The sequence below is a fragment of the Photobacterium indicum genome (genome assembly GCF_003026215.1).
Taxonomy (GTDB): domain Bacteria; phylum Pseudomonadota; class Gammaproteobacteria; order Enterobacterales; family Vibrionaceae; genus Photobacterium; species Photobacterium indicum.
This window is the reverse complement of the sequence record NZ_PYOC01000021.1, coordinates 25,791-39,463: the sequence shown is the minus strand read 5'-3', so window position 1 is coordinate 39,463 and position 13,673 is coordinate 25,791. Positions and strand designations below refer to the sequence as shown.

Here is a 13,673-nt window from a genome sequence, read left to right as displayed (position 1 = left end):
ACAAAAGGCGAGGCTGTCCCAATTTTTTATAGGGCTGATAAGTATGTAAAACTTGGTGGTGGTACATTTTGGCTTTCTGAAACCCCAGAGGTTGTCGCTAGTGTTGGTTGGGATGCAGATCTAACTCGCATTACAAGTTGGGTAAGACTTGAAGACAAAGAGTCAAGTAAACGTGTACTCGTATTTAATGCTCATTTTGATCATATTGGTAAAGTCGCACGGCAGCAGAGTGCTAAATTATTAAGTAAGAAAGCCAAAGAAATTATTGGTGATGATAATGATGCAGTTATTGTTTTAGGTGACTTAAACTTTGAAAGAAGTGACGTCGCTTCATATGAAGCATTAACCAGTTTATTTAATGATGCGAGATCTACAACTATAAAGCCATTTGAAGGTATTGACGGTAAGGAATATACATATCATGGTTATTTTAAAGAGCCTACTGAAGACATTGATTATATTTTTGTGAATGATAAGCTGCGCGTTAATACCTTTAAATATGTCAATGTCATTAAAGATGGGATTTATTCTTCCGATCATCTATCTGTTATTTCAAATGTCGAGCCTAAATAGTATTGATGATATTTAAGCATTCAATATTAACCCCGTAACTAAACATGTTAGTAATACAATGATGTTACCTGCCTACAAGTTTCTGAAGATACTAAGTCTAATGCTGGAGAGCCGTGTTTTTGATTGGTTCCAACTATGGCAGGTACAGTACATCTTGCTCTGCTGAGCTCAAACCGAGCTCGGCATCGCAGAAAAAGATCGTAACGACGTGCGAATGTCTTGGCTGAAAATATGACAGCAGGAAGTTCATGCACCTTGCGTGGTGCCACATCGACATTGTGTCTCTAAGATCAGACTCAGCACCCAGGGTGCGTGTTTTCTCATATCTATCTTGCGGCAATGCGCTGAAGCAATGGGTATGCTGTCGTTACTCTGTTCATTAACTATAAGAGCAGGATCTCTGATGAAAAAAACTATATTGATAGCATCTGTGTTGTTATCTGGCACCGCCTGGGCGGAGGATGCCAAAGTGTGCTTCTACGAAGATGAAAACTTTCTTGGGCAGAAATGGTGTACTCAGCAGCTGGGCCAGCAGAATATGCCAAGTAGTATGAACGATAAGGTCACGGCGATTCGACTTTATGGCAACGCCTATGTCAAAGTTTATGAACATGGCAACCAAGGGGGCAAGTCCACCACAGTGATGCAGGATACTTTCCTGTTTAAAAGGCTGAATGACAGCATCTCCTCACTCGATCTTTTGGAAAGAACCACCGACGATTTTGCGTGCCTCTATCAAGATTCAGGCTATGCTGGTACTCCGATGTGCTCGATGGCGGGAGAGGGGATCGCTGATATGGGGATAGCTGATCTAACCAACGAGATGAGTTCAGTATTTCTTAGCGGCAATGCCGGCGCTACTTTGTATCGCTACCCCAATTTCAACAACAGTAGCGTCACCCTGATACGCTCATCTGGCAACCTTAAAGACCATAGTTTCAATGATGAGGCTGACAGTTTTAGGGTTCACACCCGTCAACCTTCAACGCTACAGGAGCAGATGGCGGCGCAGAACGAGCTAGTAACCTACTCACCCATCTACAAAGCTACTTGGATGGGTACTCATAACTCCTATAACTCGGGCGATTATTACTGGGCTAGTGCTAAACCCAATCAGTCCACCTCTATTGTCGAGCAGTTGGAGTCAGGGGTGCGGGCGATTGAGATTGATGTTGTCGGTCGTACACTCAAACACAAGGTTGATACCAGCGGCACCAGTTTTGTGCGGGTCATGTCTGAGATCAAAAACTGGCTGAGGGTCAATCCCGGGCAGTTTATCTATGTCAAGTTTGAGCACTCTAGCAAGAATGAAGGCTATGAGCAGGATGTAGCCCGAGAGATCATTGAAACCTTCGGCAATATGGTCTTTCGAGATGCTGGCAATGGCTGTAACTATGCGCCGGAATCCTTGACCACCAAACAGTTACTCGATGACGGCAAGCAGATCATGTTCTTCGCCTTTAACGGTGATTGCGGTAACAATACCGACTACCGTAGCGTGATCTGGAATCGAATGGGACCAGAGACCAGTGATGACCATGACTATGCTGCTGGTTGTCCATCAAGCCTGCCTGCTTGGGATCTGGGTCGTTTCAGTACCATTGTTGAAGACAAGCGCGGTTGGGTTTGGGATCATTATTTGCCGGTATCGCAAGTGCGACCTGCGTTGGAGTGCGGCATCAACTTTATCGGTCGCGATCAGTTCCTGCCCGATGATGCCGATGGCTATATTGCCAATCATATCTTTAGCTGGCGAAACGGTCTGGAGACACCGAGAGTTGGTCGACAGCATGTTAAGTTATCGGTGGGCTCTGATGGCTATGCCCATTTTGCCACTGCAAGTCAAAGCGAGCAGTATCCTGCGCTTTGCATGAACCGCGAAGGTCAAATTCAGGCTACCAGCCAAGCGGTGAGCTATTACCAAGCACAAGCGATCTGCAGTAATGAGTTCGCCGACTCACGCTTTACCGTACCGACCAACGCGAGGGAGTTGAGCCTGTTTGTGAAGTCGGTCAATGAGGGTGCTCAATTCTGGATGAACTACCGTGCTATCGGCGATCGTTGGGTGCCATTTGCTGAGTAGGTTTTATTAGATTTTAAGTCGCCTATTTTATATAAACGAAAAACATAAACAGGCCTTCTAGTCATAGAGGGCCTTTTTTATGGCTATGTCTGAATAAGCTGTTGCGGCGTGCGCCCAACAGCTTCTAATAAACAATCTTCGGGCGTGATTGCCGTTCGATAACGCTCTAGCATCCGACGCCAACCTAAATAATTCCCCAAATACTTTGTTGCCACTCCATGAAATCGATACATCCACCCTTTAAGTCGACTATCAAAGGCATTCACATTCTGAATGTGAAAAACACCTCGCGCTCGGGGACCTTGGCTGTGAATTACCTCATGCGCAATCCCCAATTCTTTACAGAAGGCGTTATAAACCGCAGCGCCATCGGTACAAAGTATCGCATCCTTATCAGCCAAGGGAGATAAAGCGGCATTATCAGTCCGGTGTTACCGCTGCACGTAGAGACAAACTTATAAGCTGTAATCCTGAGGAGCCGTTTCATGATGCATTTTATAAACTAGGTGCTTACTTGACGGCTGTAGGTTTAACGTATGACGACATACTGGAAATGACCACATTTTAAATGTTAAAGATAATAATTATGTCCATTAGTATTGGAGGGTGTAAATAAGTGTAATGATTTATATGGTAGGATTTTTATATTCACAACTATTTTTCTTTTATTCGTTTTATACCAACAGAATCACTGAACAGTAAAATAATATACAATAGTGATGTTACCCACGGTATGTATATCAAATGATATAGCAATTTTCATTGCTGTATCACCTCCTTTTTTTCTGTCTTATTTTGTTACATTTATCAAAGTAGAGTATTCACTTTAGATTGTTGATCTCAATGCCCATTCAGCGTACAGTTGTACTCTGAGTCGGCTTACACGTGTAAGCCGAGTTTTTAGGGGTAGAATATAAGCGATTAAAGTTCAATGACTTGAGCTACTATCACAATGAAGTATATCAGCATGGCTGTAGATAAGATTTATCGATAAGGAGTAATGAGAATGATTCAAAAGATAAAGAATTGGTTTGAACTGAGAGCAATTTGCAAAAATGATGAATGGGAGTCAGATTTTTTTTCACTATATTTTTAGCTTTAAGCATGCCGCATGAAGTGTGGTGATACGTTTAATCAGCATTATGGGTTACAGAGTATTTTTACGTTAGTTTTACATGGTCAAGTTTGTCGTAGAGGCGAATTTGACCAGCAACACGCAATGAAAGTGTATGCTGGTCGTATTTTATATTCGTTATTAAGATGACTAAACGATCTTATTTAATAGATCAGCTTCAAATTGATCAGTAGAAATTGTTAAGTTTTGCGATATTATTTGAGAGTCTAATTTGATAATGTCTTTTTCTAATGTTGCTAACGTGAGTGAATTGTTATCCAGTAAGTAGACTTGCTTTAAACTCGAATAATAGAATTTTAGTATTATTAATGCATTAACATCATGTAATTCTGCTCTGTTTTTTATCTTAGCCAGTTTTCGATAAATTTTATTGTGCAGTTGTTTTAACTGCCAAACGTAATAGATTTCTTTAAGATATGGTTTATCTCTTAATCGACTTAATACACTGGCACAAACGATAGCAGCCAAAACTACACCGATCAAATTGAGATGAAAATTGCCTGTAGAACCAGATCGGGCAACTGTTTCAGCACCAAACACCGCAATTAATAGCGCACCAAAAGCGAGCGATAATACGGCTAAACTGCCAACAAAAAAAACAATCACTCGATTAATATTCTTACGATAAACAGCCTTGTCAATTTCCATGATCTTCATGTTTAATTAGCATCCATGTGTGACTCTTAATATGGATGCATTCTACGTTTTTTTTCTCGCAAGGGGAGAGTTATGTGTGAAATAACAGAAATTTATTATGAAATATGTTGATTCTAACTGGGTGGGGGAATCGAAATCCCCCCACAAAGTGATAGTTGTTAACGGCAACTCACTTACTCTGTACTCTTAGCTTTCAGAACATACCCATCTTTGCTTTCATTAATCACATCGTTTTGATTACTGAGCTTGGTTATCTTCTTTTTCACTTTCATGCATCCACTCATTAAATAGTTGATACCAAATAGCCAGTATAACAGGGCCGATAAATAGCCCTAGTATGCCAGATGACACCATGCCACCTATTGCGCCCAGTAATATAACTGGCATAGGAATATCTAATCCACGGCCCATTAATAAAGGTTTTAAGAAGTTGTCACTTAACCCAGCAAGTAAAGTCCATACTGCAAAAATGGTGGCAGTTGTTGAGTCATGAATGGAATATACATAGGCAATAACGGGTGCGACAACCAATAAAGCAGGTAGCTGAGCAATAGCGAGTACTAGAACCAAAATGGTAATTAACCCTGCAGTAGGCAAACCAATTGCGAAAACACCGATACCCACTAGAAATGCCTGAATGCAGGCAACCCCGACAACCCCCAATAACACACTACGGATCGTTGCTGTGCATAGCGTTGCCCATTCTTCGCCGTGTGCACCCGCAATACGAACAGAAAGTGTATTGACAGATTTTGAAATGCTAGTTGCATTCGCCATAAAAGCGGCTGAAATTAATAGTGAAATAACAAACATCAAGATGCTGACGATACTGTTACCAACAACCGATGCCATCATTGCTAAACCGGATGTTAGTTGTGGTAAGAATTTTGTGAAGGCTTTTTCTAGGTTGGTCGAAAAAAGTTGCCATACATCGAAGATTTGCTGGCCAATAATGGGAATGTTTGCAATTCGTTCTGTCGGGCCTGGAATCTTCAACGTACCTGAGCTGATGGTACTGGTGATACCTTCTACAGACTCAACCATTGAAATAGAAAACATAACAAAAGGAACGGTGAGAATTAGAATGCCAATAAGAGCAATAACGGTGGCGGATAATCCTCTCTTTCCTTTCAACATGTTTTCGAGCTTTACCGTTAATGGCATGAGGGCTACGGCAATAATAGCACCCCACAGAACGGGAATTAGAAAGGGTTTTACAATACCGTAAGACCACGCTAACAGAATAAATAACAAGCCAACACGTATTGCTGACTCGACCATGTTATTGATAAAAAATTGACTTTGTTTCTTGTCGTCGGGCGTTTGATTATTCATTGAGTGTCCCGTCATTAATAATATCTGGAATGTGTTGTTTGTTTACAAGGTTAGAAAATATAGTCGATAGAGATAATCTTAGAACATAGTTGAAGGTTTTGTTTAAAAGGAAAATTGACGCATGGGTTGACTCTGGTTGGCTACACTATTGTTAAAGTATTTATCTCTAATGCTGTCAAATAATGAAAGGGAATAATATGGATGGATTCATAAAGACGTTACCTAAGGTTGAGCTGCATTTACACATCGAAGGGAGCCTAGAGCCCGAACTTATGTTTACGTTAGCTAAGCGCAATGGTATTGATTTACCCTATGAGAGTGTTGCTCAAGTACAAGCTGCTTATGATTTTGATGATCTACAATCTTTTCTCGATCTTTATTATCAGGGTGCTCAAGTGTTGTTAAACGAGCAAGATTTTTATGATTTGACGTGGGCTTACTTAAAAAGATGTAAGGCGGATCACGTTATTCATACTGAGATCTTTTTTGACCCCCAAACGCACACTGCCCGTGGTGTTCCTTTTGATGCCGTTATTAACGGTATAACTCGTGCGTTAGAGGATGGCCAAGAACAACTTAATATCAGTAGCCACACAATTATGTGTTTTCTACGTCATTTAAGCGAAGAAGATGCGATTGAAACCCTTCAGCAAGCATTGCCATATAAAGATAAAATCATTGGTGTTGGTTTAGATTCATCTGAGCAAGGTCATCCACCTGAAAAATTCAAGCGTGTTTTTGAGCAAGCAAAAGAACTTGGTTTTTTGACGGTTGCACACGCAGGAGAAGAAGGACCAGCTAGTAATATTTGGGATGGGTTAGACATGTTGCACATATCTCGTGTCGATCACGGAGTGAGGTGCATTGAAGATGAATCATTAGTACAGCATTTAATGGAAAAGCAAATACCACTCACTGTCTGTCCATTATCGAATGTAAAGCTTAAAGTGTTTGATCATATGCGTGATCACAATATTGTCGAGTTATTGCGCAAAGGATTATGTGTGACGGTAAATTCTGATGATCCTGCTTATTTTGGTGGTTATATGGTAGATAACTTCCTTGCTGTTGCGCATGCTCTTAACCCATCAAAACGCGAACTGGCTAAGTTTACCGAGAATGCAATCGAAGCAAGCTTTCTCACATTGGAAGAGAAAACTGCCTTGAAAGAAGTGCTGCAACATTATATTGATAAGCAATTAAAGCCCATTTTATGAATATATACGCTGTGAATACGGGTGTGCCATGAAATTTTTTCCATCATGACACATTCGTTTTTTCTTTCAAACATCAAACATTCAAATGCTAAAAGAACGAACGTTGTAACCACTGTTTCATTTTATCCATCATGCTGGTGGCAGGCTTATTTGCTTGCGCGTTATCAACACTAATATAATAAGCTTGCATAAAACCAGAACGAAGCGTGTCGGTATGTGTAGAAGAATCACTTTCTTTATCATCCGATAGCAGGTTAGCAACCTCTGTTGCGTGATCATTTGCGTAGCTAAAATCAATACCCTGATAGCCTTGAACGAGTAACCACAATGTTGTGATAACAATAAGCTGGTTACTGTCTGTTGGTACTAACTTATCAGCATGTTCTTTACCTACTGTTTTCTTAAAGACTTGCTGCATATTATGAAGGCTTTGACGCTTTTGCTCAAAATCCAGTTGAGCTTCGCTCTGAGCCTTGGTCATTACGCCTAGTAGTAAATCATGACGAGGGCTATCAGGCTTTTGCTGGCATATAGAGTTAAAAAAAGGCGAACAAACCGTAATAAACTGGTCAAGTTCGATGCGTTGCTGATCATCAAAGGTGAGTTGCTCTAAGCCTATTGCTTTTAGTTCGGTTAGTAAGTCTGTCATGCTCTAAGTCATTAAATGCAAAAATCTTTCCACATTATACGTGATTGGGTTGGAAAAATAACGAATTAGATATTTGACTCTAAAATCACTTGCTATAGTGGAAGCAGAATGGATTTTTAATCCCCCATATACGTGTGAGAATGACGATGACGACTTTTTATGACATATCAGCAGATAATATACGTGGTGAAAGCGTATCGATGAATGAGTTTGCAGGCAAGATCGTACTTGTAGTAAACACGGCGAGTGAATGTGGTTTTACACCTCAATATCGCGGCTTACAAGATTTGTATACAAAATATAAAGATCAGGGTTTAGTGATTATTGGTTTTCCATGCAATCAATTTGGTGGGCAAGAGCCGGGTGAGAATAAAGATATCGCTGAATCATGTTTGATTAATTACGGTGTCGATTTTCCAATGTTTGCGAAAGTTGATGTAAATGGTGCGGATAGTCACGCGCTATTTCAATATTTAGTGAAAGCATTGCCCGGTACATTTGGCTCTAAGGTGAAATGGAATTTTACTAAATTCATGATTAGTCGTGAGGGTAAACCATTAAAGCGTTTTGCTCCTACCAAGAAACCAGAATCGATGGAAGCAGATATTGTTCGAGCGTTAAAGGCATAACCATATGCTTGTTATCGTCAAATAATCGAATGTTAAATGATGAAAACGCCGTTGGATGTTATCGAGTAGATACAGTCTAGGTGGCGTCATTCGTTTGATGTAGGTGGTAGAGCGTAAAGTGCATCATAGCTCTCAATATTTGTTGAATCAGTGAATTGAGAGAGTTGCTTTATGATGTTCTGTTTTGTTACGAGGTGCTCTTTTTGAGTAATTGTAAGTAATTGATCTACTGCTAGGTACCGGTGGCTGGTGGGTTTACGAGCGGTTAAATAGTCAGCTAAGAATATCTGCTGAACGGAAGAGTCATTGAATAACCCTAAGCTGTCTTGTAACACTTTTAATGTGGAAATTTGCTTGGTAATGATTTCGTTTGAAAATAGGGGAGAAAAATACGCCAATAAGTAACGTAACTTTTTACATTCAATACGCAGATGATGAATGTCATCATCGCTACTATTTAGGGTTAATGCTTGGCATATAACCAATACTTTATGGTATCGATTATCGATCATTTCTTTTCCATATATCAGGCTTGGTTCTTTCCCCTCATCTAATGGATTCTGTCTTAATTGTTCAATCACTTCTTTTATTTCTAGGCACTGTTGCTGATAATCATCTGTTTTTATCCATAGCTTTACCTCTTTAAAGCTTTTTCTACGATGGTTTTGCAAATCATCAAAAAAACGTGCTAACCCTTGATGATGTTTGTGTTCTAAGCAATCAAAGTAGTCATCCATCTTTAGTAGGTAGACATCTAGATCGCGTAGTCGATTGGTTTTTTGCATCAATATCTTTAGGTTATTTGTTAATGCTTTACTATGTTCAGGTTGAAAAATACCTTTCATCAACGTTGTGATAGCACGGCATCTACGAAGCGATACCCTATATTGATGTAAAAATTCACTGTCATCATCTCTTAGCAATCCAGACTCATGTTTACGAGCATGATTAAACTCAGCAAAGAGATAAGAATGAACGGGAAGATAAACCTCTTTTTTAGCTGATAGTTTAATTTTGTCTTTCTTACGTGAAGGAAGTGCTAATTTATCCCGCTTCGTTACATTCATTACTACCCCTTTTTATGCATTACTAAGTATAAGAATACACCTTTAAAAACATAACGCTGTAAAGCTAAGCAAACTGATAGCAAAACCGCATAAATAAAAATTGTGTTAAACCGATAACGGGTGTTATGCGACATTGGCATCGACTTTTCATCGAAAAAGCGAGTTAGTACATTCAATCAATGAATGGCAAGCCATGTTTACGGCGTTGATTTACATTTCATTAACATTGTTTTGTCGCGAGACTTCTCATCATCAGCACATTAATGCTAATCCTATAAGTAGCAACGAAGATTAATAAAATGATTACGTGACTAACATTAGTATCAACACAAAGTGAGGATAAATGGATGGAAAACACTAACTTTAATCCAATGGGAACGGATGGCTTTGAGTTTGTTGAATATACAGCGCCAACCCCAGAAGGTATTGCTAATCTAAAAAACCTATTTCGGCTAATGGGTTTTGCTGAAATTGCAAAACATAAACATAAAGCAGTGTGGCTATTCCGACAAGGTGATATTAATTTCATAGTTAATAGCGAAAGCCATTCACAAGCTGCAGGATTTGCGAGTACGCATGGTGCAAGCGTAAATGCCATGGCGTTTCGTGTTGATGATTCAAGTGCAGCATTGGCTTATGCGGTAGAAAAAGGTGCTACGGCATGTGCAGCGCAAGCAGGACCGATGGAACTGAATATTCCTGCTATTTATGGCATTGGTGAATCGCTCATTTATCTGGTTGATCGTTTCGGCGAGCATGATATTTATGAAATCGATTTTGATTACTATCCTGATTATAAGCAGCGTCTAGCCAGTTTAGATGCTGGTTTAGAAAATTTAGATCACCTTACCCACAACGTAAAACGTGGCAACATGGATCTTTGGGCGAGCTTCTATGAAAAAATTGCCAACTTTCATGAGATTCGCCATTTTGATATAAAAGGTAAATCGACAGGGCTACTTTCGCGTGCCTTAACCGCGCCATGCGGGAAAATTCGTATCCCAATCAATGAATCACACGATGATAAGTCACAAATAGCAGAATACCTTGATAAATATAACGGTGAAGGTATTCAGCATATCGCACTTAGCACCCAAGATATTTACAGTACCGTCAAAAAGCTGAAAGAGGGGGGATTACCCTTTATGGAAACACCTCACACCTATTATGAAGGTGTTAATAAGAGGGTGACGGGACATGTAGAAGATGTGGCAAAGCTTAAAGATCTTAATATTCTGATTGATGGTGACGATACCGGCATTCTCTTACAGATTTTCACGAATACTGTTATTGGTCCTGTGTTCTTTGAAATTATTCAGCGCAAGGGTAATGAAGGGTTTGGTGAGGGCAACTTCCAAGCATTGTTTGAGTCTATCGAGTTAGATCAAATACGCCGCGGTGTGATTGATGCTACAGAAGAGTAGTGGAAAATTAGACTGTAAAAGATGAAGCCACTCGATCTCTCACGAATAAGAGCAAGCGCCTAGGCTTGCTCTTAATCTGAGTGCTTACCTAAAGGTGTTTTTCTATTGGAAGCAGCCCTGAAAACCAAGCTCCAAATCGTAGCCAAATGCTGGTGTCGGGTTCTGTATTGTACTGCTTGCCCGTTATATCATCGACCCAAGTGATATCACCATCGTTATCAAGTTTTAAACGATAAGTTGTATTCTTGAGGGAAGATAAAATGGCTTGTATTGATTGTTCTGCAAATTGAGGAGAATCTACGAAAACGCCCATTTCAGTATTCAAATAAGCAGATCGGGGATCGAAGTTATAAGACCCAACAAAGGTTTTATATTTATCTATGATGAAGACTTTTGCATGTAAGCTGGTACGTGAGCTGCCTAACCAAGAGTGCTTTTTGTCTTGTTCTTGTCCTACTTTAACTTCATACAACTTAACACCACTGTCTAATAATATTTTACGCCTTTTCGCGTACCAACCATGCACAGAAAATACGTCATTTGAAGCTAATGAATTGGTAATCACTGTAATGTCTATCCCTTGGCGTGCGGCTTCTGCTAAAGCTTTTGCCCCATCTTCTGTTGGAACGAAGTAAGGCGAAATAATGAGTAAACTGTTTTCTGTTTGTTTAAGTACCGCTGAAATTTTATGTAGCAATAAGCCGTCATCAGATTGATTGGTAGGGTTGTCTGCATTTACTTTATTCGGTGAGTCGTAACTTAATTTAGCGTTACTCCAGTACAGCGGAAGGGAATGTTCCATTAGTCGTTGTATAACGGGGAGCTCTTTAAGTGATTTCGCGTAGTCAGAGCGTGTTAGATAAATTAGTTTGGACTCTTTCCATGCATCTAAATCAGCTTTTGTTATTGGCTTCACATTACCAACTAAGTGTTCAACGGGTGTTGCAGGCTCACTGTTCCAATATACGTCAAATTGGTGGGCAATATCAGGAATAACCTTGCCTAATAGAAGCAAGTCAATATCACCGAATTCAACATTGTTATTGGCTGAGAAATATTCATCACCGATATTTCGACCGCCAATAATGGCGAAAGCGCCGTCAGCAATCATCGCCTTATTATGCATACGACGGTTCAAACGGTTAAAATCACCGAGAAAACCAACAGCCCGCATGCTTCGGTTTTCAAACGGGTTAAACAAGCGGAGTTCTACATTAGGGTGGGCGGCGAGTTTGGCTAATGCAGCATCATTACGAGCTTGCATGTCATCTAAAAGAATTCTAACGCGTACTCCACGCTCTGCTGCTTGATATAAATACCATGTCATCAGTGAACTTGTGCTGTCATCGCGATAAATATAGTACTGAATATCTAAACTTTTTTCTGCACCATAAATCATTGCTAGTCGCATAAAATAAGCTTCTTGACCGTCACCTAATGGATAGAACCCCGTTTTATCAGGGTGTGCAGTAATATAAGGAGCTGCATACTTTGAAAGGCTCGTATGCTTATTGGCAGGGATCGAGTACATCACTTCCTTTTCTTGTTCTATATGTTTAGCGCAACCCGTTAACGCTAAAATGGTACACGCTAATAACCAAATTGGTGATAATTTAAGAAAAGGTGTACTAGGTTGAACTCGCCTAAAAAGAAGCATATTAAATAGTTGTCTACGATATTTATAAGGTTAATAAAAGTGTAACTGCGTTTGCTTGGCTATTGGTGTTTTTTTTATATTTTAGCGATAAAAAAAGAGGCTCATCAAGTTGATGAGCCTCTTTAAGAAGGGGGGATATGTGGCTTAACTTTCTGTTAAGCCATGCCATTGGTAATGATTATTCGGTTTTTTACTGACAAAACCTTCATCGAGTAATTGCTTAAAAATACCATCAATATCATCACTGCTTGTTTTAAGAAACCTTGCCATTGCACGTTTACTACAATTTACTTGGTTTTTACTTAATGCATCGACCGCTTGTTCGTATAGTGTTTTAGGTTCAACGTCTTCTTGTTCTTTCGCGGCTGTTTCCATCATTTCAGCATTAATTTCGCTGGTGCCAATATCAGATGGATTAAGCGTATGCGTTAATAGCTCTGGGCTTTTAGGCTCAGTGTTATTGAAAGCATCGATAGTGATTGGGTTGATTCGACGGAACTGGTTACGAAAACGTTGTTCTTCACCAATTAAACCAACAAAGAACGCAGCAAAGAAATCGAGAAGTACTGATAGAAAAATCACCAAACCTAGCTGGGCAGTTTGCGTACCAATATTCAGCGATTTTGCCAGACTATCGATTAAACCTAGTACTGAACCTTGTCCAACAATAGGTAAGCTATCACGTTGCATCGCCAGTTCTTGTTGCTGAATACGTAACTTTTCATTTTCTTTTTGAATACGTGCAACGCCCATCGCAATACGTTCCATCTGAATGTATTTTTCTGCGGCATCATTATTCAATGCTATTTGCTGATCAATAGATTCAATCTGCATATTGAATGCGTTGATTTTACTTTGTTGAACATTCACGTGACCTTGTGCTTTATTCGTTGCACTGTTAATGCCCCCAACAGAACCGCCAATCGAAATAGCAGCAAGAACTGCATAGAATGTGAAGGCAGAAAAGGTGCCGCTGTAATTACGACGAGATTTACGCTCGCCAACTTCATACCAAGCAAAAAACTTACCTAGTTCAAAAATAACCGCTAAACCGCCGAATAACACCTTCATCAATGGATCGTCATCGATGGACAAGAATAGAAGCAGAGAAAAGACAATAGACGCAAGGATAGATGCGCCAGTAAAGCTATAAACCGTCCACATTGCGAACGTCCCTTTCGGGTATCTTACTGGTAAATTTTCGTTGTAAAGCATAAGAGGCTATCTGTATTTAGGGCAAAATGCAC

At 39.9% G+C, this 13,673-nt stretch carries 11 protein-coding genes and 1 pseudogene; 5 read left to right on the top strand and 7 right to left on the bottom strand.

Translation table 11 applies throughout. The features are described 5' to 3' along the window. Window positions 1–573: endonuclease/exonuclease/phosphatase family protein (locus C9J47_RS26595; protein WP_107257042.1), on the top strand; the 573-nt coding region annotated here is incomplete at its 5' end. Window positions 574–976: 403 nt separating this feature from the next. Continuing rightward, entirely contained in the window at window positions 977–2,656 is a 1,680-nt protein-coding gene (locus tag C9J47_RS26590; protein ID WP_107257040.1) for a phosphatidylinositol-specific phospholipase C domain-containing protein, read from the top strand. 83 nt (window positions 2,657–2,739) lie between these two features. Here the strand turns inward: C9J47_RS26590 and C9J47_RS26585 are convergent. The 3 genes and pseudogenes from C9J47_RS26585 to C9J47_RS26575 form a co-directional block, all read right to left on the bottom strand. Further along, window positions 2,740–3,066, bottom strand: a pseudogene (locus C9J47_RS26585) (IS1595 family transposase); the annotation flags it as partial. Window positions 3,067–3,920: 854 nt separating this feature from the next. Then, a complete protein-coding gene (locus C9J47_RS26580; protein WP_107257038.1) occupies window positions 3,921–4,448 on the bottom strand; it encodes a DUF3087 domain-containing protein in 528 nt (175 codons plus the stop codon). A gap of 237 nt (window positions 4,449–4,685) precedes the next feature. Beyond that, window positions 4,686–5,783: an AI-2E family transporter gene (locus C9J47_RS26575; protein ID WP_107257035.1), complete on the bottom strand. Its 1,098-nt coding sequence runs from the start codon at window positions 5,781–5,783 to the stop codon at window positions 4,686–4,688. A gap of 197 nt (window positions 5,784–5,980) precedes the next feature. Here C9J47_RS26575 and C9J47_RS26570 point away from each other — a divergent pair, with 197 nt between their 5' ends. After that, window positions 5,981–7,000, top strand: a complete 1,020-nt coding sequence (locus C9J47_RS26570) for an adenosine deaminase (RefSeq protein ID WP_107257032.1) — start codon at window positions 5,981–5,983, stop codon at window positions 6,998–7,000. A gap of 88 nt (window positions 7,001–7,088) precedes the next feature. Here the strand turns inward: C9J47_RS26570 and C9J47_RS26565 are convergent, their stop codons facing one another. Beyond that, window positions 7,089–7,649, bottom strand: a complete 561-nt coding sequence (locus C9J47_RS26565) for a hypothetical protein (RefSeq protein ID WP_107257030.1) — start codon at window positions 7,647–7,649, stop codon at window positions 7,089–7,091. A 146-nt stretch (window positions 7,650–7,795) separates the two neighbouring features. Here C9J47_RS26565 and C9J47_RS26560 point away from each other — a divergent pair, with 146 nt between their 5' ends. After that, a complete protein-coding gene (locus tag C9J47_RS26560) occupies window positions 7,796–8,278 on the top strand; it encodes a glutathione peroxidase (protein WP_107257049.1) in 483 nt (160 codons plus the stop codon). An 86-nt stretch (window positions 8,279–8,364) separates the two neighbouring features. Here the strand turns inward: C9J47_RS26560 and C9J47_RS26555 are convergent, their stop codons facing one another. Next, complete coding sequence (locus C9J47_RS26555) at window positions 8,365–9,345, bottom strand: CHAD domain-containing protein (protein ID WP_107257028.1); 981 nt, start codon at window positions 9,343–9,345, stop codon at window positions 8,365–8,367. A 347-nt stretch (window positions 9,346–9,692) separates the two neighbouring features. Between C9J47_RS26555 and hppD the strand changes: the two genes are divergently transcribed. Beyond that, a complete protein-coding gene (hppD, locus tag C9J47_RS26550) occupies window positions 9,693–10,769 on the top strand; it encodes a 4-hydroxyphenylpyruvate dioxygenase (RefSeq protein WP_107257025.1) in 1,077 nt (358 codons plus the stop codon). 88 nt (window positions 10,770–10,857) lie between these two features. Here the strand turns inward: hppD and C9J47_RS26545 are convergent, their stop codons facing one another. After that, window positions 10,858–12,426: a phospholipase D family protein gene (locus tag C9J47_RS26545; RefSeq protein WP_107257023.1), complete on the bottom strand. Its 1,569-nt coding sequence runs from the start codon at window positions 12,424–12,426 to the stop codon at window positions 10,858–10,860. A 144-nt stretch (window positions 12,427–12,570) separates the two neighbouring features. Continuing rightward, a complete protein-coding gene (locus C9J47_RS26540) occupies window positions 12,571–13,590 on the bottom strand; it encodes a Preprotein translocase subunit SecY (RefSeq protein WP_211321796.1) in 1,020 nt (339 codons plus the stop codon). Window positions 13,591–13,673 lie beyond the last annotated feature (83 nt).